At 57.8% G+C, this 25,947-nt stretch carries 22 protein-coding genes and 1 other RNA gene; 13 read left to right on the top strand and 10 right to left on the bottom strand.

Annotation, left to right across the window (positions count from 1 at the left end):
• Together QYQ93_RS24900 and QYQ93_RS24895 are read right to left on the bottom strand one after the other, a co-directional pair.
• Entirely contained in the window at positions 1–969 is a 969-nt protein-coding gene (locus QYQ93_RS24900) for a DUF932 domain-containing protein (protein ID WP_338475678.1), read from the bottom strand.
• Between the two features lie 93 nt (positions 970–1,062).
• Positions 1,063–1,392, bottom strand: a complete 330-nt coding sequence (locus tag QYQ93_RS24895) for a hypothetical protein (protein ID WP_043048406.1) — start codon at positions 1,390–1,392, stop codon at positions 1,063–1,065.
• Between the two features lie 357 nt (positions 1,393–1,749).
• Here QYQ93_RS24895 and QYQ93_RS24890 point away from each other — a divergent pair, with 357 nt between their 5' ends.
• Both QYQ93_RS24890 and QYQ93_RS24885 read left to right on the top strand, forming a co-directional pair.
• On the top strand, positions 1,750–2,343 hold the full coding sequence (locus QYQ93_RS24890; RefSeq protein WP_052501134.1) for a hypothetical protein: 594 nt from the start codon (positions 1,750–1,752) through the stop codon (positions 2,341–2,343).
• 2 nt (positions 2,344–2,345) lie between these two features.
• Positions 2,346–3,272 carry a Kiwa anti-phage protein KwaB-like domain-containing protein gene (locus QYQ93_RS24885; protein ID WP_043048404.1) on the top strand — a complete coding sequence of 309 codons (927 nt, stop codon included), beginning with the start codon at positions 2,346–2,348 and terminating at the stop codon, positions 3,270–3,272.
• A 157-nt stretch (positions 3,273–3,429) separates the two neighbouring features.
• Here the strand turns inward: QYQ93_RS24885 and QYQ93_RS24880 are convergent, their stop codons facing one another.
• The 5 genes from QYQ93_RS24880 to QYQ93_RS24860 all read right to left on the bottom strand — a co-directional run bounded on the left by QYQ93_RS24880 (position 3,430) and on the right by QYQ93_RS24860 (position 10,356).
• Positions 3,430–4,686 carry an integrase domain-containing protein gene (locus QYQ93_RS24880; RefSeq protein WP_338475677.1) on the bottom strand — a complete coding sequence of 419 codons (1,257 nt, stop codon included), beginning with the start codon at positions 4,684–4,686 and terminating at the stop codon, positions 3,430–3,432.
• Positions 4,687–4,870: 184 nt separating this feature from the next.
• Positions 4,871–5,268, bottom strand: a transfer-messenger RNA (tmRNA) gene (gene ssrA / locus QYQ93_RS24875).
• Positions 5,269–5,362: 94 nt separating this feature from the next.
• On the bottom strand, positions 5,363–5,644 hold the full coding sequence (locus tag QYQ93_RS24870; RefSeq protein WP_043048402.1) for a hypothetical protein: 282 nt from the start codon (positions 5,642–5,644) through the stop codon (positions 5,363–5,365).
• Positions 5,645–5,780: 136 nt separating this feature from the next.
• Entirely contained in the window at positions 5,781–8,591 is a 2,811-nt protein-coding gene (locus QYQ93_RS24865; protein WP_338475676.1) for an FAD-binding and (Fe-S)-binding domain-containing protein, read from the bottom strand.
• Positions 8,592–8,661: 70 nt separating this feature from the next.
• Positions 8,662–10,356: a lactate permease LctP family transporter gene (locus QYQ93_RS24860; protein ID WP_338475675.1), complete on the bottom strand. Its 1,695-nt coding sequence runs from the start codon at positions 10,354–10,356 to the stop codon at positions 8,662–8,664.
• Positions 10,357–10,608: 252 nt separating this feature from the next.
• On the opposite strand from QYQ93_RS24860, the gene QYQ93_RS24855 reads away from it, so the two are divergent.
• A complete protein-coding gene (locus QYQ93_RS24855; protein WP_034117836.1) occupies positions 10,609–11,376 on the top strand; it encodes a GntR family transcriptional regulator in 768 nt (255 codons plus the stop codon).
• A 38-nt stretch (positions 11,377–11,414) separates the two neighbouring features.
• Here the strand turns inward: QYQ93_RS24855 and smpB are convergent, their stop codons facing one another.
• Positions 11,415–11,897 carry an SsrA-binding protein SmpB gene (gene smpB / locus QYQ93_RS24850; protein WP_014719962.1) on the bottom strand — a complete coding sequence of 161 codons (483 nt, stop codon included), beginning with the start codon at positions 11,895–11,897 and terminating at the stop codon, positions 11,415–11,417.
• Positions 11,898–12,065: 168 nt separating this feature from the next.
• On the opposite strand from smpB, the gene QYQ93_RS24845 reads away from it, so the two are divergent.
• Both QYQ93_RS24845 and QYQ93_RS24840 read left to right on the top strand, forming a co-directional pair.
• Positions 12,066–12,500 carry a type II toxin-antitoxin system RatA family toxin gene (locus QYQ93_RS24845; RefSeq protein ID WP_005791512.1) on the top strand — a complete coding sequence of 145 codons (435 nt, stop codon included), beginning with the start codon at positions 12,066–12,068 and terminating at the stop codon, positions 12,498–12,500.
• Positions 12,493–12,795 carry an RnfH family protein gene (locus QYQ93_RS24840; protein WP_043048398.1) on the top strand — a complete coding sequence of 101 codons (303 nt, stop codon included), beginning with the start codon at positions 12,493–12,495 and terminating at the stop codon, positions 12,793–12,795. Before QYQ93_RS24845 ends, QYQ93_RS24840 begins: the two co-directional genes overlap by 8 nt.
• Before the next feature lie 63 nt (positions 12,796–12,858).
• Here the strand turns inward: QYQ93_RS24840 and QYQ93_RS24835 are convergent, their stop codons facing one another.
• A complete protein-coding gene (locus QYQ93_RS24835) occupies positions 12,859–13,386 on the bottom strand; it encodes an outer membrane protein assembly factor BamE (RefSeq protein ID WP_043048396.1) in 528 nt (175 codons plus the stop codon).
• 98 nt (positions 13,387–13,484) lie between these two features.
• On the opposite strand from QYQ93_RS24835, the gene fur reads away from it, so the two are divergent.
• Positions 13,485–13,889 carry a ferric iron uptake transcriptional regulator gene (fur, locus tag QYQ93_RS24830; RefSeq protein WP_003194220.1) on the top strand — a complete coding sequence of 135 codons (405 nt, stop codon included), beginning with the start codon at positions 13,485–13,487 and terminating at the stop codon, positions 13,887–13,889.
• A gap of 84 nt (positions 13,890–13,973) precedes the next feature.
• On the opposite strand, the gene recN is transcribed toward fur, so the two are convergent.
• Entirely contained in the window at positions 13,974–15,647 is a 1,674-nt protein-coding gene (gene recN, locus QYQ93_RS24825; RefSeq protein ID WP_217883354.1) for a DNA repair protein RecN, read from the bottom strand.
• A 254-nt stretch (positions 15,648–15,901) separates the two neighbouring features.
• Here recN and grpE point away from each other — a divergent pair, with 254 nt between their 5' ends.
• From grpE to greA, 7 genes are all read left to right on the top strand, one after another.
• Positions 15,902–16,462, top strand: a complete 561-nt coding sequence (grpE, locus tag QYQ93_RS24820; protein WP_043048393.1) for a nucleotide exchange factor GrpE — start codon at positions 15,902–15,904, stop codon at positions 16,460–16,462.
• A 102-nt stretch (positions 16,463–16,564) separates the two neighbouring features.
• On the top strand, positions 16,565–18,481 hold the full coding sequence (dnaK, locus tag QYQ93_RS24815; protein ID WP_043048392.1) for a molecular chaperone DnaK: 1,917 nt from the start codon (positions 16,565–16,567) through the stop codon (positions 18,479–18,481).
• A gap of 317 nt (positions 18,482–18,798) precedes the next feature.
• Entirely contained in the window at positions 18,799–19,923 is a 1,125-nt protein-coding gene (gene dnaJ / locus QYQ93_RS24810) for a molecular chaperone DnaJ (RefSeq protein WP_005791501.1), read from the top strand.
• 10 nt (positions 19,924–19,933) lie between these two features.
• Complete coding sequence (gene dapB, locus QYQ93_RS24805) at positions 19,934–20,740, top strand: 4-hydroxy-tetrahydrodipicolinate reductase (protein ID WP_338475672.1); 807 nt, start codon at positions 19,934–19,936, stop codon at positions 20,738–20,740.
• Between the two features lie 259 nt (positions 20,741–20,999).
• Entirely contained in the window at positions 21,000–22,136 is a 1,137-nt protein-coding gene (carA, locus tag QYQ93_RS24800) for a glutamine-hydrolyzing carbamoyl-phosphate synthase small subunit (RefSeq protein ID WP_043048390.1), read from the top strand.
• Positions 22,137–22,241: 105 nt separating this feature from the next.
• On the top strand, positions 22,242–25,463 hold the full coding sequence (gene carB / locus QYQ93_RS24795) for a carbamoyl-phosphate synthase large subunit (protein ID WP_043048389.1): 3,222 nt from the start codon (positions 22,242–22,244) through the stop codon (positions 25,461–25,463).
• Positions 25,464–25,465: 2 nt separating this feature from the next.
• Positions 25,466–25,942 carry a transcription elongation factor GreA gene (gene greA, locus QYQ93_RS24790; protein ID WP_338477294.1) on the top strand — a complete coding sequence of 159 codons (477 nt, stop codon included), beginning with the start codon at positions 25,466–25,468 and terminating at the stop codon, positions 25,940–25,942.
• Positions 25,943–25,947 lie beyond the last annotated feature (5 nt).

The raw sequence follows: 25,947 nt of genomic DNA, 5'->3' as shown, positions 1-25,947 counted from the left end.
TCAGGTGACCAGTTGCAGGGCGGTGTCCAGGGCGCGTTGCTTGATCTGCGCGCCCTGGCCGAACCAGGCCGAGTCCATGCGGTACTCGTTGCTGCGTGCCCGCCGTTCGTGGTCGACAAACTCGGTCACGGAGTTGAGCAGGCCCCAGGCGGTTCCGCGTGCTGAGTCCAGCTGACTGCCGCGGCCACGACCCTCGTACAGCTCTTGAACTTTGCGCAGGGCGCGCTCGTTGGGCAGGACTTCCGGCAGAGCACCGGTCGGGTTGGTTTCGCACAGCACATTCATGAAGAAACCCAGCGCCTCATGCCACTGGACCTTGCGCTCGGCTAGGGCGCGCATGCGGTACATAAACTCGTCCCAACCGGAGACGGCTATGCCGAGTTGCTTTTTCACTGCCTTCGGATCGAAGCGGGTGTTGTGCGGCACCTTGATCGCGCGGCTGGTGCCATCAAGAGCGATAGTCAGCGTGTTGTTGCACACCACGCGCACTGTGGTCGGTGTTGCCGTGGTGGCCAGGGTGCCGTCGCAGGATGTTGCCAGCAGCAGATAGCCGTTGACCTGGTCGTTACCCTTGAGCGCAGCACCTTGCCCGGTACGCGCCAGCGCCCAGAACTTGCGCCCGCCTTTGAGCACGCCGGCGGTTTCCAGCTCATAGCCGGAGACGTCGGTCAGATCCCGGTAGAACTCGAGCACTTCCCGAGGCTGCACCGTGTGATAGCGCTGGGATACCACTGACAGTGGTGACTTGGTGTCCGAACGGTAGAGCACCTTCTGTTCAGGGAAGGAGTGGATGGTCCCCAGATGCCCCGCGACTTCTGACTTGAAATGCACGGGGCTTTCCAGGATCTGCCAGTCCATACCCGCCTCGCGTTGCCAGACTTCGATGGGCTGTTTCTGAGTGAGTTGATTGCCTATGCCGTGCCACGGGGTAGCGCCAGCGTAGGCCATGGTTTCGACGAGATGTGCCATGTGAACGATTCCTATGGGTGCAAGTCGGCATAAAGCGCCGCGCACAGCGCAGCACCGACCGAAGGATAGAAATGAGAATGGTGAGGATGCCGATCAGGTCGACAGATTGAAGCGATGACCGCAGAGCAGACAGAGGTTGTGGGCCAGGACGTGGCGGTCGAGCGACTCGCCCAGTTGAGCGCCGAGCGCGCAGCCGCCCACGCCTCCGGCCAGACCGCCGAGTATGGCCCCCGACACGGAAGCTAGGGTGATGCCGACTGGCCCGGCGAGCGCACCGATAGCTGCGCCGGCCTGACCACCTGCCATGGCAGCGCTGACGCCACGCGCAACGCCGCCCACGATGCCGATGGCGGCCCCGACTTTCATGGCGTGATGGAAGGACGCGACTTTGGGGGAGTGACAACGTGGGCATTGCAATGACATGGGGAATGACCTTCTACTGTTGATGTCATTGCGATGATGTGTGGCTGAGATTTTTTTGAATCGAATGGCCGCTTTTTAGCAGCGAAATCAATGGTGTAACGGGCTAAATTGGCCAATAGCAGCCCTTCGATGGGTGTGGGAAACAGAGGGCGAGTCATTGCGAGGGGGCGAACGCAGCATTTAGGCCAAGCTAAATTGACAGCCTGGGTCAAAATCGTGTCAGCGCCAATAGCCTAGATTCTTTAGCTTGCTGGAGCATTATGCCACTAGCAGCAGCCAGTGATCGCCGTTATCCTGATTACCATCAATTTTCGCGCCAGGGACGGATAAATTCCCCCGTCCTCGCAGGGATGCATAATGGAACTCAGGCTAGTATTCGCCGCAGCAATCTTCTTGGGCTCCTACCTTCCGCTCAGCATCATTCTGCTGGTTCAGGACCTGAAGGTCGAGCTCATTAGTAGGCCTTTTTGTTCAACGCTTTCGCGGATGTCGTCGGAGTGCGAGCTCCCTTTCAATAATTCTGGCCTTGCGATTGGATTTGTTCTCTGCTGCCTGGTTTGCTTTCTAACCACCATCTTTGTGATCTGGTGTAAGCAAGAGCCTCAGAGCATTACTATCATTGAGTCAAAACAAATTCCAACTGACCTGATCAATTACGTAGTGCCCTACATAGTCTCGTTCATGAGTCTTGAATACTCACTATTGACCAAGGTGATGGGCTTTGCGCTATTCATGGTGTGGGTTTTTTGGCTGTCCTACAAAACCGGCCAAGTCGTCCTCAATCCAATTCTGATTATCCTGGGTTGGAAGTTGTACGAGATCAAATACACTTACCAGAACAGCCCAACTGAGCGCGTAGATAAAGCCTTGGCCAAAACTGAGTTTAGGCCCGCCGCCAGAGCCTATATCGACGTCGAGTTCATTCAAGAAGTCATAGTGAAAAGGGATTAGCCATGGCAGTGCTGCAGGATCTACACGATTTTGATCTCGAACAAGCAACGGTCAATTTCTGGATATTCAAACGATATACAAAAGGTACGCCACCAGAGCCGAAATACACGGGCAAATGGGTAAGCCTGGATAATGACCTCAAAGTGGCATTGAGGTCGACGGCAGCCGCCTTCAAAGCGGCGCTCACTGAAACGCTTGAATACGGGTTACTCGCTGAAAACAATCAATCGAGTGCGCTCACCATTCCTCAGGACGAAACTCACGCAGCCAAGTTCGTAGCGGAGTCGCACGACCAGACCCCAGCCAAGCGAATCTCCAAAATGGAAGAGCTCGCGAACGCCGAGTTTTATGTGGTGAAGTTCTCCAGTGCTCAGGGCAATCTGTACTGTGTGCGCAAGACGGATTCCACATGGAAGACCAAGAAGCGAGCTGGTGCCATTCATACCTTTTTCAAATCCAAAACGCTCAAACTTGATGAGGCGCCCAGCTTTCACATCGCTAAGGACTTCGACATGGCGGTGCTGAATGACACCATATTCATCAAACACAAACCCAGCTTTGAATCGATACTGAGCCACAAGGCTGCCCACCAGGATGACTTTACTCAGCTCCTAGCCCATGCCGACTTCCAAGCACTTTTCACCACTACCGACGTGGTGAGCGCCTACGTTGGTACAAATGCAATGCAGCTTCGCAGGGCGTGTGCCATCAAGATGAAGGGTCATTACCTCGATGCAAGATTCATGGGCAATCTGCGACGCGAGTACGCTAACTTCGGTCTAAACATCCCCTTCCAAGCTGACGGAAAAATCGCGCCTACGCCAGAAAGCTGCCCTGATATTTTCAAAGCGCTACTGGATCACCGGCTCAAATCTCACTTCTCTGAAAAGATTTATGACGTTCAGAACACCGCTGAGACAGGGGTGTAAGTATTGATAAGGGAGGGCCACATGTCCTCCCTTTTTATAATCACCTTATGCCCGACCAGCAAAAATGAATGGTCCTCAGTTTGCCAGGCACAACCAAGGCCTGCTATTCGCCATTTTAGCCTGCCTTCACCCGCTATTTTGGGGCGCTGTTTGTTGATCAGCGTATCGAAACGACTTTTCTGTCGCGATTCTCCTGGATGGCTGACACCGACAGATTGCCCGTTGCTGCTTCCTGGATGTGCTCACTCCACCAGGTCATCATTGGGCGTCTCCGCTCGATGTAGTCCGCACGGTTGTAGGCACTGCGAACCTCGTCTTTATCGACGTGGGCCAGTGCTACCTCGATCAACTCGGGATCCCAGCCATGCTCGTTGAGGATTGTGCTACCCATCGAGCGCATACCGTGGCTGACCAGGCGTCCCTCGAAGCCCATTCGCTTCAGCGCCATGTTGGCGGTCTGGCTGTTGCAGTGGGTGCGGGGGTTCCGGTCTGCGGGGAACACATATTCTCGGTGTCCGCTGTACGGCTTGATCGTCTCCAGCAGTGCGAGAGCCTGCTCCGTGAGTGGGATGATATGCGTACGGCGTTTCTTCATTCGTTCCGCAGGAATCGTCCAGATTCTTCTATCAATATCGATGTCCGCCCAACGTGTGGTTGCCGCTTCCACTGGCCGGGTCATGGTGTGGAGCTGCCACTCGATCAGGCAGCGGGTTGTTCTTTTTATGCTGGCATTGGCTATTGCCACCATGAGCTCCTTCAGCTCATCGGGGGGTAGTGCCAGCATGTTTTTCTTTTTCGGTTTCTTGAAGACGGAGCGTATGCCGCTAAGCGGGTTCGCGTGAATCAGTCCCGAGTTGACCCCGTAGGTCATGATCTCGTTGAGTCGCTGCGTCAGCCGCTTCACAGTTTCAAGGCTGCCCTTGGTCTCGAGTGGTCGGAGCAAGTTGATAACCTGAGGGGCATTGATGGCTGAGATCGGAGTGGTGCCCACATCAGGGAAGATGTGTAGCGTGAGGGAGCGCCAGATGTCCTCGGCGTAGGCCTCCGTTACTGAGTCTTTTTTCAGTTCATACCAAGCTGTCGCGATGTTCTGAAAGGTATGTTCGGTCGCGGCTTTTTTCGCCTGACGATGAGCGTTGCGTTGTTCCTTCGGATCGATCCCTTGGGCAACAAGCTCTCTAGCCTCGACGGTTCGCTTGCGCGCCTGAGCCAGGCTCACTTCAGGGAAAGTACCTAAACCCATGTTTATCCGTCTCTTCGTTACGGGATGGATATAGTTAAAATTCCACAGCTTAGAGCCATTGCTTCTCACTCGCATCTGAAGGCCGTTGCCATCAGTCAGCGTGTAGTCCTTTTCACTAGGCTTTGCGGTTTTGACTTTAAGGTCAGAGAGGCGCGTGGCTTGGGCACCCATGATGTATTCCAGAGTTGGTGGTGTATTCCAAAAAATAACAGCTGAGTGCTTGGAATACCACGTGGAATACACGAAAACATAGATGCTGCTGGACGCTATCGGATCGTGACGACGCTGAAAGCTCCGTATCTACTGGGTTTCAGGCACAAAAAAAGACGTCCGTGGACGTCTTTAGATGTTGAAGTGGTGGAGCCGGGGGGATTTGAACCCCCGTCCGCCAGTACTCCGCTGTCGGTACTACATGCGTAGCCGTTTCTATTAAGTTAACCCTCAGCGACCCGAAGGGCAGGGTGCTTTGGGCGAGTTGTGTAAGTTTTAGCCGCTTCGTCCACAACGTACTGCACGGCGATTCTGTTCTATATGACAATCACTTTGGGTTTACAGACATCCCCTGGTGATTGCTGGACCCGAAGGTACCAGAAGCTCAGGATCTAAGGCTGCTTACGCAGCGATAGAGAATTCCTGGCCGTAGTTTTCGTCATTGGCAACTATAAGAAGTTGCAACAGTGGATTTACGAGTTCTGTTACCAACTCGGCATGCACCTAAAGTTTCGCAACCGGCGTCGAATCCTAAACGGCCCCGTGCTTGTAACTCGTTGTTTCTTAGTGAGTGACAAGCCTGTGCAGTGTACGCCAAAAGGTCAGCGAAGGCCAACCCGAAGGTTGGCCCTATCGCTTACTGGCCGCCTTTGTCGCTGTTTTGCAGGTCCTGCAGGGCCTTGGAGGTGATTTCGATGCACTTCTTCTCATCACCTGCCGCGAGGGCGGCCTTGGCCTGGGAAACGGCGGTGTCTATTTCGCCGCTTTTGCCGCTGGTGTCGGTGGCCAGCAGGGCCTTGCCGTTGTTGATTTTATCCAGATTGATCTGGCACAGGTCTTTGTCACTGCCGGCTGCAAACACAGGGGAGGCCAGCATCGCAGCGGTAATAAACAAGCCAGCAAGAGCGGAACGCTTCATAGGGTATCTCCTTGCGCAAAAGGGCTCGACGCTGCTGGCGTTTAACCGCTGCCAGCGACATCACTGATGAGCCTCGTTCGTCGAGGCCTATGCAGATGACTGCGCCAGCGCGCCAGGGTTCTGTTTTTTTGCCGGGTTAGTGAGCGCGTGCGCGGGTGACCCGGTCCACCAGGTAGACCAAGCCGTGGTAGTCGATGCCGCCATGCTGGCTCAGGCCGATCTCGCAGGTGCGGCTGGTGGAGATGCCTTCGCTGCAATGTTGCACGGCATCTCTGAGCGATCGCAGGGAGTGGGCGTTGAGTTCCGGCGTGGTGAAGCCTTTGTCGCCGGCAAACCCGCAGCAATGAATGCCTTCGGGGATTACCACGGTTTTTGCGCAGCGCCGGGCTAGTTCTATCAGCGCCTGGCTTTCGCCCAGGTGCTGGGTGCTGCAGGTGACGTGTACGGCGATGGGCGCTTCCTGGGGGGTGAAGTCCAGGCGCTCCATCAGGTGGGTGCGGATGAAACGCACCGGGTCGTAGAGGTCCAGGCGCGTGTCGCCCAACTCTTGCACCAAGCGCAGGGTGCATGGGCTGGTGTCGCAATAGATCGGATCGAGGCCGCCACGGCTGGCGTGGAGCAGGGCGCCGATCAGCTCCTGGCGCTTGTGTTCGGCCTGCTCGGCGTAGCCTTTGGATGCGAAGGGTTGGCCGCAGCAGAGGCTGTCCTGGTTGTCGGGGAAGACCACCTGGTAGCCAGCTTTTTCCAGCAGTTGGCGGGTTTTATCGTACAGCGACATCTGCTCTTTATCCCCGGCTGCCGGCCCCATGGCGCGTGAGACGCAGGCGGCCAGATACACCACTCGCGGGCGCTCGTCCGATACCGCAGGGCTGAAGCGAATGGCTTTTTCCGGTTGAGGCATGGCGTTGGTCCACTGCGGAACCTGGCCTTTGGACAATTTGGTCAGCGTGGCTGACCACTTCGCCAGGCGCGGTGCCCCCAGCAGCATGCGTGCACCATTGGCGACATGCAGCGTAAAGCGTGCGCCTTGCAGCGCCGTGGAGAAATGACTGGCAAGCCATTCGGCGGTTTTCGTACGGTCGGCCTCGTGGCTGCGCAGCTTTTTCACCAGGTCACCGGTGTTGATACCGACCGGGCAGCGTTGGGCGCAGAGCCCGGTCGCGGCGCAGGTCTCGATGCCTTGATAATGGTAGGCCGCTTCCAGCTCGGTGGTATCGACCCCCGCGCGTTGCTTGGCCTGAATATCGCGCCAGATCACGATGCGTTGGCGTGGGCTCAACGTAAGGCCCTTTGACGGGCACACCGGCTCGCAGAACCCGCACTCAATGCACTTATCCACAAGCTCATCGGCGGCGGGCAAGGGCTTGAGGTGTTTGAGGTGGATCTGCGGGTCGTCACTGAGCACTACATCCGGGTTGAGAATTCCGTTGGGGTCGAGCAGGCGCTTGAGTTGCCACATCAGCTGATAAGCGTCGCTGCCCCACTCCAGCTCGACGAACGGCGCCATATTGCGGCCGGTGCCGTGTTCGGCTTTCAGCGAGCCACCGAATTCAACCGCCACTAGCTGCGCGACGTCGTCCATGAACGCTTGATAGCGTGTGACTTCTTCGCGGCTGTTGAAGCCCTGGGTGAACACAAAGTGCAGATTGCCTTCCAGGGCGTGTCCGAAAAGGATGGCTTCGTCGTAGTGATGTTTGTCGAACAGTTCGATCAGGCGGTTTACGCCAATCGCCAGTTGTTCGACGGGGAAGGTGACGTCTTCGATGATCACGGTGGTGCCGGTCTTGCGCACCGCGCCTACGGCGGGGAAGGTGTCTTTGCGGATCGCCCACAGGCGAGCGTTTTCCACGGGGTCTTCGGTGAAGTCGACCTGTTTCTCTACGGGAAACGCCGCCAGGGAAGCCATGATCACTGTCAGCTGTTCGTGCAGTAATGCGGGCGAGGCGGCGCGGGATTCGATCAGCAGTGCGCAGGCATTTTCCGATAAGTGTTGTACGAATGCGGGCATGCCCGGCTTGTTCTGCACCGAGCGCATGCTGCGTCGGTCCAGCAGCTCAACGGCGGAAACCGGCTGGGTTTTCAGCACCGTTACTGCGTTGCAGCATGTCTCGACATCCGGGAATACGATCAGCGCCGAGGCTTTGTTCGGGTGATCGATTACCGTGTCGTAGGTGACCGCACTGATAAACCCCAGGGTGCCCTCGGAGCCGACCAGCAGGTGGCTGAGAATATCCAGCGGGTCATCGAAATCCACCAGGGCGTTGAGTGAAAGGCCGGTGGTATTTTTCAGACGGTATTTGTGGCGAATCTTTGCCGCCAGTTCAGTATTTTCCCGCGTTTCACGGCCCAATGTGGCCAGGCGTTCAAGCAACGCGCCGTGTGTCTGGCGGAAGGCCTGCACGCTGGCGGCGTCTTCCGTATCCAGGCGGCTGCCATCAGCCAGTACCAGGCGGATGCCCGCCAGGGTGTGGTAGGTATTTTGCGCCGTGCCGCAGCACATGCCACTGGCGTTGTTGGCAACGATACCGCCAATCTTGCAGGCATTGATCGACGCCGGGTCTGGCCCGATCTTGCGCCCGAATGGCGCGAGCCAGGCGTTGGCCTGGGCGCCAATGACGCCGGGTTGCAGGCGTATCTGAGTGCCTTGCCCGCGGATTTCGCGATGGTTCCAATTGTCTCCCAGCACAATCAGCACCGAGTCGCTGATGGCCTGCCCGGACAGGCTGGTGCCGGCGGCACGAAAGGTCACTGGCACGCGTTCACGCTGGGCCAGTTGCAGCAGTGTGACCACTTCGTCTTCTGACTCCACGCGGATCACCAGCTGTGGGACCAGGCGGTAAAAGCTGGCGTCGGTGCCGAAGGCCAGGGTGGAAAGTGCGTCGTCGAAACGACGATCTTTCGGGATCAGTTGTGCGACGTCGCTGATAAAAGCAGCAGGCAGGCTCATCGGTCCTCCAGAAATAGCAGACGCCGGAATCGTTATCCGGCGTCGATTCTTACCCTATTACGTGCAGGTCTCAGTGCACCAGCATACCGGTGAACCAGTAGGCCTGCGCCAAGGTGATCAGCCCGACGATGGTGGCAAAAAACAGGCTGTGCTTGAGGGTAAAGCGGAACAGGTCGGATTCCTTGCCTACCAGGCCAGTGGCGGCGCAGGCCACGGCGATCGATTGCGGCGAGATCATTTTGCCGGTCACGCCGCCGCTGGTGTTAGCCGCTACCAGCAGGGTGTCATTGACACCGATCTGGTGGGCGGTGGTGGCTTGCAATGAGCTGAACAGGGCGTTGGATGAGGTATCGGAGCCTGTCAGGAAAACCCCCAGCCAGCCAAGGAATGGCGAAAAGAACGGGAAGGCTGCGCCGGTGCCGGCCAGCACCAGGGCCATGGTCGAGGACATGCCCGAATAGTTGGTGACGAAAGCAAACGCCAGCACCATGCCAATGGACAGGATCGGCCAACGCAGCTCAAAGAAAGTTTCTTTTAAAGTGGTAAGACCAGTTTTAACGTCAATTTTCAACACCAGCATGGAGACCAGTGCGGAGAAGAAAATCGCGGTGCCGGTGGCCGAAATCGGGTCGAGCTTGAATACGGCTGGGATGGCGGTCGGGTTGGTCACGATGGGGGCGACTTTGATCACAAGTTGATCCAGGTGAGGGATCGCAAAGTTGAAGACCCAGCTGTACATCGAACCGCCCGCGGCGAACATGGCCTTGAAGGGCTTGAGGGTCCAGATGGTGACCAGCACGGTCAGGATCAGGAACGGTGACCAGGCCTTGAAGATCTGCCCCAGGCTGTAGGGCGAAACCACGGTGCTGCGTGGCAAACCGAAGCCGCCGACGCTGGAAGTGACCGCTACGCTGGAGGTGGCGCCGGCAATTTGTGCGCCTGCGGTGCGCTTGGGCTGCCAGACTTTGAGGAACAGCGTCAGGGCGATCAGACTGGCGAGCGCCGAGGTGATGTCCGGCAGTTCCGGGCCAATGAAGTTGGAGGTGAAATACTGGGTGATGGCAAAGCTCAAGCCCGCGACCAGTGCAGCTGGCCAGGTTTCGCGAACGCCACGCAGGCCGTCCATCATGAACACCAGCCAGAAGGGCACGAACAGTGACAGCAGCGGCAATTGCCGGCCGGTCATGGCGCCGATCTTGAACGCATCAATGCCGGTGACCTGGCCTGCGACGATGATCGGAATGCCCAATGCACCGAAGGCCACTGGCGCGGTGTTGGCAATCAGGCACAGGCCGGCGGCGTACAGCGGGTTGAAACCCAGGCCGACCAGCAGCGCGGCGGTAATCGCCACAGGTGCGCCGAAACCGGCGGCGCCTTCCAGGAAAGCACCGAAGCAGAAGCCGATCAACAGTACCTGCAGGCGCTGGTCGTCGGTGATCGACAAGACGGAGCTGCGGATGATCTCGAACTGACCGCTCTTGACCGTCAATTTGTAGAGGAATACCGCTGCCACGATGATCCAGGCGATGGGCCACAAGCCGTAGGCAAAGCCATAACCGGCTGCAGCCAGGGCCATGTCTACTGGCATCTGGAAGGCGAAGATGGCGACCAGGATCGACAGCGCCAGGGTGATGCTGCCAGCTACATGGCCTTTAAGGCGAAAGACGGCAAGGGCCAGGAAGAAAAACACGATGGGAATAACCGCTGCCATTGCGGACAAGCCGAGGCTGCCGAGAGGGCTGTAGAGCTGTTGCCAGGTTTGCATATGGGGTGGCCCCTGATTTTGTTGTTGTTTGTGTGCTTGGATAATTGGTAATACCAATTTACACTCGCTGTTGGCTAGATTAAGAGGCATTGCCGGGGTGTGTCAATTTGCCGCTCGCGAAACTTTGGTCTGAGGGTGTGATGGAAGGCGATCTGATCGGATGAATCGAAGGCGTTCTGATAGGTGCTGCAAGCGCAGCGATAGGCCAGAATAGGGGGCCCGGCGAGTGGTCGGGATCGTGGAGAGTGAGTTATGGGGTTTGATCAGGTGCGTCAGCGCCGTTTGTCTGATGACATTGTCGAGCAGCTTGAGGGCATGATCCTTGAGGGCACGTTGAAGTCAGGCGAGCGCTTGCCGGCCGAGCGCGCTTTGGCTGAACAGTTTGGTGTGTCGCGCCCTTCATTGCGTGAGGCGATCCAGAAACTGGCGGCCAAGGGGTTGCTGGTCAGTCGCCAGGGCGGTGGCAACTATGTGGTGGATTCCCTGGGTTCGACCTTCAGCGATCCGCTGCTGCATTTATTGGAAAACAATCCCGAGGCGCAGCGGGATCTTTTAGAGTTTCGCCAGACGCTTGAGGCTTCCTGTGCCTATTACGCGGCGTTGCGTGCCACGGAGGTCGACCGTGAACGACTGACGGCGGCTTTTGAGGCGCTGCAGGATTGTTATGCGCGAGCCGATGAGGTGAGCCGAGTGGAGGAGGGCGCCGCGGATGCAAGGTTTCACTTGGCGATTGCCGAGGCCAGTCATAACGCGGTGTTGCTGCACACCATTCGCGGCTTGTTCGACCTGCTCAAGCGGAACGTGGTGACCAACATCGGCGGCATGTACCAACAGCGTACAGAGACCCGCGACATGCTGATCAGTCAGCATCGGGATTTGTACCTGGCAATCATTGAGGGGCGAGCCGAGCAGGCGCGCGAAGTTTCGACACGTCACCTGTTGTATGTGCAGGAAGTGCTGGAGGAGGTGCGTCAGGAGGTTCAGCGTGTAGCGCGAGCGGAACGACGTAAGGGCATGTAGCCACGGGCAGGGTGCCCGAGGCTATATCGTCGCAAGGGTTATTCTTCCTTGCCCTTGTTACGCACGGCGCGATGCAGTTCACGATTGGAATCGCGCTCGCGTTCGGTATCGCGCTTGTCGTATTCCTTCTTGCCCTTGCCCAGTGCGATTTCGCACTTGACCAGGTGCTTGCTCCAGTACCACGACAAGCAAACGCAGGCGTAGCCTTTTTGCTGCACGGCCGCGGCGAGTTTTTCGAGCTCGCGGGCATTGAGCAATAGCTTGCGCGTGCGCACCGGGTCGGCAATCACGTGGGTGCTCGCGGTGGTCAGCGGGGTGATATGACTGCCGAGCAGCCATGCCTCGCCATCCTTGAGCAGCACATAGCTGTCGACCAGCTGCAGTTTGCTGGCACGCAGACTCTTTACTTCCCAGCCGGCCAGGACCAGACCAGCCTCGAACCGATGTTCGATGAAGTAATCGTGTCGCGCCTTTTTATTTTGCGCGATGGTCCCTGTGGGGTGTTTCTTTTGTTTAGCCATAGGGGCGGCATTATAGGGAGTTGCGAGCTTGTCGGCTACGGTCAACCTGCGTGCTTGAGCGTGTTGGATGAATCCCGGACAATACGGGCAGTTCTTAGGTTTTTTTCTCTCGCGGATCGGGCTGTACTTTCGCGATGTTTGCCGCTCAGCAGTGGAAGTAACGCTCACATGACGACGCATATTCAACGTTCGGCCCTGTTGCCCTATCCAGCGCAGGCGCTCTATGACCTGGTCAACGACGTGGCGCGTTACCCGGAGTTCCTGCCTTGGTGCTCGACTGCCGAGGTCTTGGAGAGCAGTGACGAGCACATGGTTGCCAGTGTCGGGGTCGCCAAGGGCGGTCTTAGCCAGCATTTTGTGACGCGCAATGTGCTGGTGCCTGGCAAATCCATCGAAATGAATCTGCAGGAGGGGCCCTTCACTCAGTTGCATGGGGTGTGGGTATTCAAGGCGCTGACGGATAAGGCCTGCAAGATCAGCCTGGATCTGTCATTTGATTATGCCGGGCCCATTGTGCGTGCCACCTTGGGGCCATTGTTCAACCAGGCCGCGAATACGCTGGTGGACGCGTTCTGCCAACGGGCCAAGCAATTGCATGGTTGAGATTGAAGTGGTGTATGCCGCGGTGGATCGCCAGGTTTTGTTGGCGGTGACAATGCCCGTGGGCACAAGCCTGAGGGCGGCGGTCCTGGCGTCGGGAATCGCACGGCAATTTCCGGATTTGGTGTTGGCCGACTGCCCGCTGGGAATCTTCGGTAAGGTGGTGGCGGACGCTGATTTGCGTGCTGTGCAGCCCGGTGATCGAATTGAAATCTACCGGCCGCTGCTTGCGGACCCCAAGGAAGTGCGCAGGCTGCGTGCGGCTAAAGCTGCGATGAGCAGGCAGCAAAATTCATAAGCCGGCGAACAGGCAGGCAACAAAAAGCCCGGCATGCCGGGCTTTTTATCGAGCGCCGCAAAATTACTGCGGGTCGGTGTCCAGAGGCTGCGGCGTCGGAACAGGCACGGTTTCCACGCCGTCGACGTCTTTCTGGATCTGGTCCAGCAGCGAGCCTGGCTTGGCCGGCACCTCGGATTTCGGCTTTTCAGCTTCCTGCACAGGTGCGGTCACGTTGGTGCCGCTGTCCTTGCCCAGCAGCGCTTCATCGCGGCTCACGCCGGGCATGAAGTCACCGGACAGGCTGACAAGCTGGTCATTGCCGTTGAAGACGACACTGACGCGCTCCTGTTGGCGTTCACCGCCACCTGGCTGGAGGCTATAGAGATAATCCCAGCGATCGGCATGGAAAGTGTCGGTCAGCAGGGGGTTGCCCATAATAAACCGTACTTGCCGTCGGGTCATTCCCGGGCGTAACTGGTCTATCATGTCCTGCGTGACGACATTGCCCTGCTGGATGTCGATTTTGTAAACCCCGGGGAATGAACAACCGGCGAGTGCGAGCAGTCCCACAAAGGTGAAACTGGTTAGCAAGAGCTTGGTGTTTTGCATCGGTGGGCGACTTCCACTATCTTGGCTGGGACAACGTAAACGCCGATCATACCCGTATTAAGAGAAGCTGCGAAGCAGCATCCGCGAGAAAGCTAACCATGGTTGAAAATAGCGAACTACGCAAAGCCGGTCTCAAAGTGACTCTGCCACGAGTCAAGATTCTACAAATGCTCGATTCTGCTGAGCAGCGCCACATGAGTGCCGAGGATGTCTACAAGGCGCTGATGGAGTCTAACGAGGACGTCGGCCTGGCCACGGTTTACCGTGTGCTGACCCAGTTTGAAGCCGCAGGGCTGGTGGTTCGTCATAATTTCGACGGCGGTCATGCGGTGTTCGAATTGGCCGACGGTGGTCACCATGACCACATGGTTGACCTGGATACCAATGAGGTTATCGAGTTCACCAGTCCTGAAATCGAGGCGCTGCAGCATAAGATCGCTGAGGAGCATGGGTTCGATTTGGTCGACCATAATCTGGTCTTGTACATCCGTAAGAAAAAGTAAAAATCGACGCAGATGTGCTCTGTGAAACGATTGAAGGCGACCCCAGGGTCGCCTTCGTGCTTTCTATAAGACGGAAATACCAGTTCAGGCCTTGGCGGCCACGACCATTTTTTTCGCGTGAGCCAAGGACTCCTTGGTCAAGTCGATACCGCCGAGCATCCGCGCCACCTCTTCTACCCGCTCCGATTTGTTCAGCTTGGAGACGGCCGTATGCGTCGCGTCATTGCCTCGCACCTTGTGCACAAATAAATGCTGATGACCCTGGGCGGCCACTTGCGGCAAGTGAGTTACCGTAAGCACCTGTCCACGATCCCCCAGGCGGCGCAACAACTGGCCGACAATCTCTGCGGTCGGCCCGCCAATGCCAACGTCTACCTCGTCGAATACCAGCGTCGGAACTCGTGAGGTTTGGGCGGTAATCACTTGGATCGCCAGGCTGATTCGCGACAGCTCGCCACCGGACGCCACTTTGGCCAACGCCTTGAGAGGTTGTCCGGGGTTGGCGCTGACCAGCAGTTCTACTTGTTCCAGCCCATGGGGTTGCAGTTCATGGCTGGCATTTGCGCGTAGTTCGATGGTAAAGCGCCCGCCCGGCATGCCCAGGCGCTGGATTTCTTGCTCAACGGCGCTGGCCAGGCTGGTGGCTGCTTGCTGGCGCAGGTCGCTCAACTCTCGGGCCTTTTCTTGATAATGGCGGGCAAACGAAGCGAGTTCCTCGCCCAGCCGCTCGATGGATTCGTCGTTCGCGTTCAGCGTCTCGATTTCATCCAGCAATTTCTGCTGCATGGCGGCGACTTCAGTGGGCTGGATTCGATGCTTGCGTGCCAGGGTATAGATGGTATCCAGGCGCTCTTCTATTTCCTGCAGGCGCGCTGGATCGGCATCGAAATGGTCCAGAAAGCGATTCAGTTCGCCGACCGCTTCCTCAACCTGGATCTGTGCGCTGGTCAGCAGGGTGGTGGCTTCATTCAGCGAGCCGGAAGCGTTGTTCACGCTGGACAGGCGATTGAGGCTGGCGGTCAGTGCGTTGAGCACATTGCCGGAATCGCTCTCACTGCATTGCTCGACCACCTGGCGGCATATACCTAGCAGGGTCTCGGCATTGGTCAGGTTCTTGTGTTCCTGTTCAAGCTGCTCCAGCTCGTTCTCACCCAGGCCCAGGCTTTCGAGTTCTTCCAGCTGATAGCTGAGCAACTGGTGGCGGGCACGTTGTTCATCGCCGGAGTTGGAGAGGCGTTCCAGCTCCTGGCGCGTCTGGCGCCAACGTTGGGCAGCCAGTTGAACTTGACGGGCAAGATCGGTGGCGCCGGCGTATTCATCGAGCAGGCGGCGGTGGGTATCGGTTTTCAGCAGGGATTGGTGTTCGTGCTGGCTGTGGATATCGATGAGCAGCTCACCCAGGGCTTTCAAGTCGCCAAGGGGGCAAGGCGTGCCGTTGATATAGCCGCGGGAGCGCCCTTCGGCAGTGATCACCCGGCGCAGGATGCAAGGCCCTTCATTATTCAGATCGCGCTCGGCCAGCCATGCCTCGGCTTCAGGAATATCCGCAAGGTCGAAGGTGGCCAGGATATCGGCTTTGTCGGAGCCAGGGCGTACCACGCCACTGTCGGCGCGGTCGCCGAGGGTCAGACCAAGAGCGTCGAGCATGATCGACTTGCCGGCGCCGGTCTCGCCTGTGATTACGCTCATCCCGCGATCCAGTTCAAGGTCCAGGTGTTCAACAATGGCGTAGTTGTGTACAGACAGGTGCACCAGCATGACGGCCGCTCCCAGGCTTTAGGTCTGGTTATTTATACAGTGTTTTGTTTAAGGCTGACAATCCTGACGCTTAGCTCGATTTGCTTGATTAATGCATTTTCTTAGCGCGATGCGGAATGAGGGCGCAGGAAATGATCCAGCGCATGCGAAAGACTTTTGGTAACGCCTGCGCCCTTGAACCTGGAAATTGTGGCCCCATATACCGGAACAGAAGCGCGAGTTGAGTTCGCGCATGATTTTGAAAGGAGAAATCTATGGCTGACGAACAGACGCAGGATACGCAAACTCCAGACGCCAACGCGGCTGCCGGTGATGAGCTGGCAACACGCGTGCAAGTGCTCGAAGAGCAATTGTCCGCTGCGCAGGATCAATCTTTGCGTGTTGCCGCCGATCTGCAGAACGTCCGCCGCCGTGCTGAGCAGGACGTAGAAAAGGCTCACAAATTCGCGCTGGAAAAATTCGCCGGTGATCTGCTGCCGATCATCGACAGCCTGGAGCGTGGCCTTGAGTTGTCCAATCCGGACGACGAAAACATCCGTCCCATGCGCGAAGGCATCGAGCTGACCCTGAAAATGTTCCAGGACACCCTGAAGCGTTATCAGCTGGAAGCTATCGATCCGCAAGGCGGTGAGCCGTTCAACGCTGAGCATCACCAAGCCATGGCCATGCAGGAAAGCCATGACCTGGAGCCCAACAGCGTAATGAAGGTGTTCCAGAAGGGTTACCAGCTCAACGGCCGCTTGATGCGCCCGGCAATGGTAGTGGTGAGCAAGGCTCCTGCACCCGCTGCACCTTCTATTGATGAGCAGGCTTGAAATCCGCCGCAAGGCCCCCATCTATAAGTCAAGCGTTTAAGTGCTACCGCAGTTAGCCACCACTGCTGCGGCAAAAAAATTCAAGTTTCGGGAGAGTAAATCATGGGCAAAATTATCGGTATTGACCTGGGGACCACCAACTCCTGCGTCTCCGTGCTGGAAAACGGCGTTGCAAAAGTTATCGAAAACGCCGAAGGCGCGCGTACCACGCCGTCGATCATTGCTTACGCAAATGACGGCGAGATCCTCGTCGGTCAGTCGGCCAAGCGCCAGGCTGTGACCAACCCGCATAACACCCTGTACGCGGTAAAGCGTCTGATCGGTCGTAAGTTCGACGAAGAAGTCGTTCAGAAAGACATCAAGATGGTGCCTTACAAAATCGCCAAGGCCGACAACGGCGACGCCTGGGTTGAAGTAAACGGCCAGAAAATGTCGCCGCCGCAAATCTCGGCTGAAATCTTGAAAAAGATGAAGAAGACCGCCGAAGACTACCTCGGTGAAGCAGTGACTGAAGCGGTGATCACCGTTCCGGCCTACTTCAACGACAGTCAGCGTCAGGCAACCAAAGACGCCGGCCGTATCGCGGGCCTCGACGTAAAACGCATCATCAACGAACCCACCGCAGCTGCGCTGGCTTACGGCATGGACAAGGCCAAGGGCGATCACACCGTGATCGTTTATGACCTGGGCGGCGGTACCTTCGACGTCTCGGTAATCGAGATCGCCGAAGTTGACGGCGAGCACCAGTTCGAAGTGTTGGCCACCAACGGCGACACCTTCCTGGGTGGTGAAGACTTTGACATTCGTCTGATCGACTACCTCGTTGACGAATTCAAGAAAGAAAGCGGCATGAACCTCAAGGGTGACCCGCTGGCCATGCAGCGCCTGAAAGAAGCCGCCGAGAAAGCCAAGATCGAGCTGTCTTCCGCTCAGTCGACCGACGTCAACCTGCCGTACATCACTGCAGACGCTACCGGTCCTAAGCACTTGAACGTGAAGATCTCGCGCTCCAAGCTTGAAGCGCTGGTTGAAGACCTGGTTCAGCGCACTATCGAGCCGTGCCGTATCGCGCTGAAAGACTCCGGCATCGACGTTGGTTCGATCAACGACGTGATTCTGGTCGGCGGCCAGACCCGTATGCCATTGGTGCAGAAGCTGGTAACCGAGTTCTTCGGCAAAGAAGCACGTAAAGACGTCAACCCTGACGAAGCCGTTGCCATGGGTGCTGCGATCCAGGGTGCGGTATTGGCCGGTGACGTGAAAGACGTGCTGCTGCTGGACGTAAGCCCGCTGACCCTGGGTATCGAAACCATGGGCGGCGTAATGACTGCGCTGATCGAGAAAAACACCACGATTCCTACCAAGAAATCCCAAGTGTTCTCGACTGCCGATGACAACCAGGGCGCCGTGACCATTCACGTGCTGCAAGGTGAGCGTAAGCAAGCCGCCCAGAACAAGTCCCTGGGCAAGTTCGACCTGGCTGAGATTCCACCAGCACCACGTGGCGTGCCACAGATCGAAGTGACCTTCGACATCGACGCCAACGGCATCCTGCACGTTGGTGCGAAGGACAAGGCTACCGGCAAAGAGCAAAAGATCACCATCAAGGCTAACTCCGGCCTGTCTGACGAAGAAATTCAACAGATGATCCGTGATGCCGAAACCAACGCTGAAGCGGACAAGAAGTTTGAAGAGCTGGCAGGTGCCCGTAACCAGGGTGACGCGCTGGTTCACTCGACTCGCAAGATGATCGCTGATGCTGGCGATAAGGTGACGGAAGACGAGAAAACCGCAATCGAAGCCGCAGTGGTTGCCCTGGAAGCCGCCATCAAGGGTGACGACAAGGCCGCCATCGAAGCCAAGGTTGAGGAACTGTCGAAAGTTTCCGCGCCGGTCGCTCAGAAAATGTACGCCGAACAAGCTCAGCCGGCTGACGGTGCTGCGCAACAAGCAGAGCCTGAAGCCAAGCACGACGACGTAGTCGATGCCGAGTTCGAAGAAGTTAAAGACAACAAGTAAGTTGGTTGCCCGGTTGACCGCTGACAAGCGGTGACTGGTAGGATGTCGCCGCGCGGGAGCTAGCTCCCGCGTTGGCGTGTCTGGGGTATGCGAATTTTTACAGCATGCGACAACGCTCGGATGCTGGCGGTGTGACCGGGAATGCTCCTGCTTTCCGAATGACAGTCACCGCGTTTTTGGCCGGGTCCCTGGCTGAAAGCAGTAATGACCAGGATCGTTGAATTGACGTGAGTTGGGTCCGGGCCTGTATTGGGGCTCAACGAGTTTGGCAGGGTTCAGGAGGGCCAGGCCGGACGTCCTTAAGAGTGCAAAGACTTATGGCAAAGCGTGACTATTACGAAGTGTTGGGTGTGGAGCGCGGGGCCAGCGAAGCGGACCTGAAAAAGGCCTACCGCCGCCTGGCAATGAAGCACCACCCGGACCGTAATCCGGATAACAAAGAATCCGAAGAGATGTTCAAGGAGGCCAATGAGGCCTACGAATGCCTTTGTGATCCCAACAAGCGTGCGGCCTACGACCAGTATGGGCATGCCGGCGTCGACCCGAGCATGGGTGGCGGCGGTGCCGGTTTTGGTGGCCAGAACTTCTCCGATATTTTTGGCGACGTGTTCAGCGACTTCTTTGGCGGTGGCCGCGGTGGTCAGCGTGGCGGTGCCCAGCGTGGCAGTGACCTGCGCTACACCCTGGAGCTGAATCTGGAAGAGGCCGTGCGCGGCACCAGCGTCAACATCCGTGTGCCGACGCTGGTTAACTGCAAGCCGTGCGACGGTTCGGGGGCGAAAAAAGGCTCTTCGCCGATTACGTGCCCGACCTGTGGTGGTATCGGTCAGGTACGCATGCAGCAGGGGTTCTTCTCGGTGCAGCAAACCTGCCCGCGTTGCCATGGCCAGGGCAAGATCATTTCTGATCCATGCGACTCCTGCCACGGCGAAGGCCGCGTTGAAGAGTACAAGACCCTCTCGGTGAAAGTGCCGGCAGGTGTGGATACCGGTGATCGTATTCGCCTGTCGGGCGAAGGCGAGGCGGGGACGCAGGGCGGCCCGACGGGCGACTTGTACGTGGTGATCAATGTGCGCGAGCACTCGATCTTCCAGCGCGATGGCAAGCATCTGTTCTGTGAAGTGCCGATCAGCTTTGTCGATGCAGCCTTGGGTGGCGAACTGGAGATTCCGACCCTTGATGGTAGGGTTAAGCTCAAGATTCCCGAGGGCACTCAAACCGGCAAGCAGTTCCGCATTCGTGGCAAAGGCGTTGCGCCGGTTCGCGGAGGGGGGGCGGGTGACCTGATGTGCCGTGTAGCGGTAGAAACCCCGGTGAACCTGGGACGGCGCCAGCGCGAATTGCTCGAAGAGTTCCGTAGTTCGCTGGAAGGTGACGATTCCCACTCGCCGAAAACCACTGGCTTTTTCGATGGCGTGAAGCGCTTCTTCGGCGACCTGTAAGGAAGTGGATATGCGACGTATAGCCGTAATGGGCGCTGCCGGGCGCATGGGCAAAACGCTGGTCGAGGCGGTGCAGCAGCGTTCGCCGGCCTCTGGGCTGACCGCGGCGATCGTTCGCCCGGGCAGCACCTTGATTGGCGCAGATGCAGGTGAATTGGCCTCTTTGGGGCGCATCGGTGTTTCGTTGTCGGGCAGTCTTGAGCAGGTGGCTGACGAGTTCGACGTATTGATCGACTTCACCCTGCCGGATGTGATGCTGAAAAACCTGGTGTTCTGCCGCAAGGCAGGCAAGGCCATGGTGATTGGCACAACGGGCTTGAGTGCTGAGCAGAAGCAATTGCTGGTGGAGGCGGGCAAGGACATCCCCATCGTCTTCGCCGCCAATTTCAGCGTCGGCGTGAACCTGTCGCTCAAGTTGCTGGATCTGGCGGCGCGCGTGCTAGGCGATGAAGCGGATATCGAGATTATCGAGACCCATCACCGCCACAAGATCGATGCACCTTCAGGCACTGCTCTGCGCATGGGGGAAGCTATTGCTGATGCGCTGGGTCGCGATCTGTCGAAAGTGGCTGTCTACGGGCGTGAAGGTCATACCGGCGAGCGTGCGCGAGACACCATTGGCTTCGCGACTGTGCGCGGTGGCGATGTGGTGGGTGATCACACCGTATTGTTCGCTACCGAAGGCGAGCGCTTGGAGATCACGCACAAGGCCTCCAGCCGCATGACGTTCGCCAAGGGTGCGGTACGTGCTGCGCTCTGGTTGGAAGGGCGTGAGCCGGGTCTGTATGACATGCGCGATGTGCTGGATCTGCACTAACCAGTAGCTAAAGCGGGGCTCCAGGATTATCCTGAGGCCCCGTTTTTAACCGCTAAGCGACGTCCTGTCGCATTCTCCTGCCTTTAGGGCTCATTAGCGGTGGACCAAAAAAGCCTTTTTCTGTAAGCTACAGCTTTAGTGTGTCCACTAAAAGCGCGCAGAATAATTCAGTGAAGAAGCGGGGTGACGTGTCCATACGTCACTCCGCTTTTTTACAACCTGCGATCGCCCTTTCAGGCTTTATTTACGGGAGGTCTTCTTGACTAAGCCAGCCATACTCGCCCTTGCTGATGGCAGCATTTTTCGCGGCGAAGCCATTGGAGCCGACGGTCAAACCGTTGGAGAGGTAGTGTTTAACACTGCCATGACCGGCTATCAGGAAATCCTTACCGATCCTTCCTACGCCCAACAGATCGTTACCCTGACCTATCCGCACATCGGCAACACCGGTACTACACCGGAAGACGTCGAGTCTGATCGTGTCTGGTCGGCAGGTCTGGTAATTCGTGACCTGCCACTGGTTGCGAGCAACTGGCGTAACACGATGTCGCTGTCCGATTACCTGAAAGCCAACAATGTTGTGGCGATCGCCGGTATCGATACGCGCCGCCTGACGCGCATCCTGCGTGAGAAAGGCTCGCAGAATGGCTGCATCATGGTCGGTGACAATATTTCCGAAGAGGCGGCGATTGCCGCAGCACAAGGTTTCCCTGGCCTGAAGGGCATGGACCTGGCGAAAGTCGTCAGCGTCAAAGAAAAGTACGAGTGGCGTTCCACGGTCTGGGATTTGAAGACTGACAGCCATGCGACCATTGATGCTGCCGAGTTGCCTTACCACGTGGTCGCCTACGACTACGGCGTCAAGTACAACATCCTGCGCATGCTGGTCGAGCGCGGCTGCCGCGTGACCGTGGTGCCGGCGCAAACCCCTGCCAGCGACGTGCTCGCCCTGCAACCGGATGGTGTGTTCCTGTCCAACGGCCCGGGTGACCCCGAGCCATGCGACTACGCCATCCAGGCCATCAAGGACGTGCTGGAGACCGACATCCCGGTATTCGGCATCTGCCTGGGCCACCAGTTGCTGGCCCTGGCCTCCGGCGCCAAGACCCTGAAAATGGGGCACGGCCACCACGGTGCAAACCACCCGGTACAAGACCTGGATACCGGCATTGTGATGATCACCAGCCAGAACCACGGTTTTGCGGTAGATGAAGCCTCCTTGCCAAGCAACGTGCGCGCCATTCACAAGTCGCTGTTCGACGGTTCCCTGCAGGGCATCGAGCGCACCGACAAGAGCGCGTTCAGCTTCCAGGGCCACCCTGAAGCCAGCCCGGGCCCGAACGACGTAGCGCCGCTGTTCGACCGTTTCATCAATGAGATGGCCAAGCGACGCTGACTGACTGGCCTGCGGGTGGCCCCGAGCTTCGGCGGCCCCCGCAGGCTCTTCAAAGATTGTTCAAGACGGCTTGCCGACTGACCTGCGGATTTGAGTGACAAACCCATGCCAAAACGTACAGACATAAAAAGCATCCTGATTCTCGGCGCTGGCCCGATCGTGATCGGCCAGGCCTGCGAATTCGACTACTCCGGCGCCCAGGCCTGTAAAGCCCTGCGCGAGGAGGGCTACCGCGTCATCCTGGTGAACTCCAACCCAGCCACGATCATGACTGACCCGGCCATGGCCGACGCCACCTACATCGAACCGATCAAGTGGCAGACCGTGGCCAAGATCATCGAGAAAGAGCGTCCGGACGCGCTGCTGCCGACCATGGGCGGCCAGACCGCTTTGAATTGCGCCCTGGACCTGGAGCGCGAAGGCGTCCTGGAAAAGTTCGGCGTAGAGATGATCGGTGCCAATGCCGACACCATCGACAAGGCTGAAGACCGTTCGCGCTTCGACAAGGCCATGAAGTCCATCGGCCTTGACTGCCCACGCTCCGGTATTGCCCACAGCATGGAAGAGGCCAACGCCGTTCTCGAAAAGCTGGGCTTCCCATGCATCATCCGCCCGTCCTTCACCATGGGCGGCACCGGTGGTGGCATTGCTTACAACCGTGAAGAGTTCGAAGAAATCTGTGCCCGTGGCCTGGACCTGTCGCCGACCAAAGAGCTGCTGATCGACGAATCCCTGATCGGCTGGAAAGAGTATGAGATGGAGGTTGTCCGCGATAAGAAGGACAACTGCATCATCGTCTGCTCCATCGAAAACTTCGACCCGATGGGCGTGCACACCGGTGACTCGATCACCGTTGCTCCGGCGCAGACCCTGACGGACAAGGAATACCAGATCATGCGTAACGCCTCGTTGGCGGTGTTGCGCGAGATCGGCGTTGAAACCGGTGGTTCCAACGTTCAGTTCGGCATCTGCCCGGACACTGGCCGCATGGTCGTGATCGAGATGAACCCGCGTGTATCGCGTTCTTCGGCGCTGGCTTCGAAAGCTACCGGCTTCCCGATTGCACGTATCGCTGCCAAGCTGGCGATCGGTTACACCCTGGACGAGCTGCAAAACGAAATCACGGGCGGTGCCATGCCTGCGTCTTTCGAGCCGTCTATCGACTACGTTGTGACCAAGCTGCCACGCTTTGCCTTCGAGAAATTCGCCAAGGCTGATGCGCGCCTGACCACCCAGATGAAGTCTGTCGGTGAAGTCATGGCGATCGGTCGCACTTTCCAGGAGTCCCTGCAGAAAGCCCTGCGTGGCCTGGAAGTCGGTGTTTGCGGCCTGGACGAGAAGCTCGACCTGAGCAACCCGGAAAGCATGAGCATCCTCAAGCGCGAGCTGACCGTGCCGGGCGCCGAGCGTATCTGGTATGTGGCTGACGCCTTCCGCGCCGGCCTGAGCGTCGAAGATATCTTCGGCATGAACATGATCGACCCGTGGTTCCTGGTACAGATCGAAGATCTGATCAAGGAAGAAGAGAAGGTCAAGACCCTCGGTCTGTCGTCTATCGACCGCGACTTGATGTTCCGTCTCAAGCGCAAAGGCTTCTCCGACCAGCGCCTGGCCAAGCTGCTGGGTGTAACCGAGAAGAACCTGCGCACCCATCGCCACAAGCTGGAGATCTTCCCGGTCTACAAGCGCGTTGACACCTGCGCAGCCGAGTTCGCCACCGACACTGCCTACATGTACTCCACCTACGAGGAAGAGTGCGAAGCTGCGCCGTCGGATCGCGACAAGATCATCATCCTGGGTGGTGGTCCGAACCGTATCGGCCAGGGCATCGAGTTCGACTATTGCTGTGTACACGCCGCCCTTGCACTGCGCGAAGACGGGTACGAGACCATCATGGTCAACTGCAACCCGGAAACTGTTTCCACTGACTACGACACGTCCGATCGTCTGTACTTCGAGCCGGTAACCCTGGAAGACGTACTGGAAATCTGTCGCGTCGAGAAGCCCAAAGGTGTAATCGTCCAGTACGGCGGCCAGACTCCGCTGAAGCTGGCGCGTGCCCTCGAAGCCGCCGGTGTGCCGATCATCGGCACCAGCCCGGACGCTATCGATCGTGCCGAAGATCGTGAGCGCTTCCAGCAGATGGTTGAGCGCCTTAACCTGCGTCAGCCGCCAAACGCTACCGTGCGCAGCGAAGACGAAGCCATCCGTGCGGCCAGCAAGATCGGCTACCCGTTGGTGGTGCGTCCATCCTACGTGCTGGGCGGCCGCGCGATGGAAATCGTCTACGAAGAAGACGAACTCAAGCGTTACCTGCGTGATGCGGTGAAAGTGTCCAATGACAGCCCTGTGCTGCTGGACCACTTCCTCAACTGCGCCATCGAGATGGACGTGGATGCGGTTTGTGATGGTACCGACGTGGTGATCGGCGCAATCATGCAGCATATCGAACAGGCGGGCGTTCACTCCGGTGACTCCGCATGCTCGCTGCCGCCGTACTCGTTGCCGGCGCACATCCAGGACGAGATGCGCGAGCAGGTCAAGAAAATGGCGCTGGAGCTGGGTGTGGTCGGCCTGATGAACGTACAGTTGGCGCTGCAAGGCGAAGACATCTACGTCATCGAAGTCAACCCGCGGGCTTCGCGTACCGTGCCGTTTGTTTCCAAGTGCATCGGTGTGTCCCTGGCCATGATCGCGGCCCGTGTGATGGCCGGTAAGACCTTGAAGGAAATCGGTTTCACCAAGGAAATCATTCCAAACTTCTACAGCGTGAAAGAGGCGGTATTCCCATTCGCCAAGTTCCCTGGTGTGGACCCGATCCTGGGCCCGGAGATGAAGTCCACGGGTGAAGTGATGGGCGTGGGCGATACCTTCGGTGAAGCATTCGCCAAGGCCCAGATGGGGGCCAGTGAAGTGCTTCCGACCGGCGGTACTGCGTTTATCAGCGTGCGTGATGACGACAAGCCACTGGTTGCAGGGGTTGCCCGTGATCTGATCAACTTGGGCTTTGAAGTCGTGGCTACCGCCGGGACCGCCAAGCTGATCGAAGCTGCGGGCCTGAAAGTACGCCGCGTGAACAAGGTGACGGAAGGCCGTCCGCATGTGGTCGACATGATCAAGAATGACGAAGTCACCCTGATCATCAACACCACCGAAGGTCGCCAGTCGATCGCGGATTCCTACTCCATTCGTCGTAATGCCTTGCAGCACAAGATCTACTGCACCACCACTATTGCTGCTGGCGAAGCCATCTGCGAAGCGCTCAAGTTCGGTCCGGAAAAGACCGTGCGTCGCTTGCAGGATTTACATGCGGGATTGAAGGCATGAGCATAACCAAATACCCAATGACCGTTCAGGGTGCCAAGGCCCTGGAAGAGGAGCATGCCCATCTGACCAAGGTCGTACGTCCAAAGCTGAGCCAGGACATCGGTACGGCCCGCGAGCTGGGTGACTTGAAGGAAAACGCCGAATACCACGCTGCCCGTGAGCAGCAGGGTATGGTCGAGGCGCGGATTCGTGATATCGAGGGCCGCATGCAGAATGCGGTGATTATCGATGTCACGACCATCCCGCATACTGGCAAGGTGATCTTTGGCACCACGGTGGAAATCGCCAACGTCGAGACCGATGAGAGCGTGACCTACCAGATCGTGGGAGAAGATGAGGCTGACTTCAAAAAAGGCAAGATCTCCGTCGGTTCGCCGATCGCTCGTGCCTTGATTGCCAAGGAAGAGGGCGACGTGGTCGCTGTGAAGACGCCGGGTGGCGTGATCGAGTACGAGATTGTCGAAGTTCGTCACATCTGAGAAAC

This window comes from Pseudomonas khavaziana, assembly GCF_036704165.1.
Taxonomy (GTDB): domain Bacteria; phylum Pseudomonadota; class Gammaproteobacteria; order Pseudomonadales; family Pseudomonadaceae; genus Aquipseudomonas; species Aquipseudomonas khavaziana.
Note: the sequence above shows the minus strand (reverse complement) of the source record. Positions and strands in the feature narration are given on the sequence as shown.

Bases quoted from the DNA above. Each gene is read 5' to 3' on its own strand.
- QYQ93_RS24900 (WP_338475678.1), bottom strand. From the start codon at position 969: ATGGCACATCTCGTCGAAACCATGGCCTACGCTGGCGCTACCCCGTGG.
- QYQ93_RS24895 (WP_043048406.1), bottom strand. From the start codon at position 1,392: ATGTCATTGCAATGCCCACGTTGTCACTCCCCCAAAGTCGCGTCCTTC.
- QYQ93_RS24890 (WP_052501134.1), top strand. From the start codon at position 1,750: ATGGAACTCAGGCTAGTATTCGCCGCAGCAATCTTCTTGGGCTCCTAC.
- QYQ93_RS24885 (WP_043048404.1), top strand. From the start codon at position 2,346: ATGGCAGTGCTGCAGGATCTACACGATTTTGATCTCGAACAAGCAACG.
- QYQ93_RS24880 (WP_338475677.1), bottom strand. From the start codon at position 4,686: ATGGGTGCCCAAGCCACGCGCCTCTCTGACCTTAAAGTCAAAACCGCA.
- QYQ93_RS24870 (WP_043048402.1), bottom strand. From the start codon at position 5,644: ATGAAGCGTTCCGCTCTTGCTGGCTTGTTTATTACCGCTGCGATGCTG.
- QYQ93_RS24865 (WP_338475676.1), bottom strand. From the start codon at position 8,591: ATGAGCCTGCCTGCTGCTTTTATCAGCGACGTCGCACAACTGATCCCG.
- QYQ93_RS24860 (WP_338475675.1), bottom strand. From the start codon at position 10,356: ATGCAAACCTGGCAACAGCTCTACAGCCCTCTCGGCAGCCTCGGCTTG.
- QYQ93_RS24855 (WP_034117836.1), top strand. From the start codon at position 10,609: ATGGGGTTTGATCAGGTGCGTCAGCGCCGTTTGTCTGATGACATTGTC.
- smpB (WP_014719962.1), bottom strand. From the start codon at position 11,897: ATGGCTAAACAAAAGAAACACCCCACAGGGACCATCGCGCAAAATAAA.
- QYQ93_RS24845 (WP_005791512.1), top strand. From the start codon at position 12,066: ATGACGACGCATATTCAACGTTCGGCCCTGTTGCCCTATCCAGCGCAG.
- QYQ93_RS24840 (WP_043048398.1), top strand. From the start codon at position 12,493: ATGGTTGAGATTGAAGTGGTGTATGCCGCGGTGGATCGCCAGGTTTTG.
- QYQ93_RS24835 (WP_043048396.1), bottom strand. From the start codon at position 13,386: ATGCAAAACACCAAGCTCTTGCTAACCAGTTTCACCTTTGTGGGACTG.
- fur (WP_003194220.1), top strand. From the start codon at position 13,485: ATGGTTGAAAATAGCGAACTACGCAAAGCCGGTCTCAAAGTGACTCTG.
- recN (WP_217883354.1), bottom strand. From the start codon at position 15,647: ATGCTGGTGCACCTGTCTGTACACAACTACGCCATTGTTGAACACCTG.
- grpE (WP_043048393.1), top strand. From the start codon at position 15,902: ATGGCTGACGAACAGACGCAGGATACGCAAACTCCAGACGCCAACGCG.
- dnaK (WP_043048392.1), top strand. From the start codon at position 16,565: ATGGGCAAAATTATCGGTATTGACCTGGGGACCACCAACTCCTGCGTC.
- dnaJ (WP_005791501.1), top strand. From the start codon at position 18,799: ATGGCAAAGCGTGACTATTACGAAGTGTTGGGTGTGGAGCGCGGGGCC.
- dapB (WP_338475672.1), top strand. From the start codon at position 19,934: ATGCGACGTATAGCCGTAATGGGCGCTGCCGGGCGCATGGGCAAAACG.
- carB (WP_043048389.1), top strand. From the start codon at position 22,242: ATGCCAAAACGTACAGACATAAAAAGCATCCTGATTCTCGGCGCTGGC.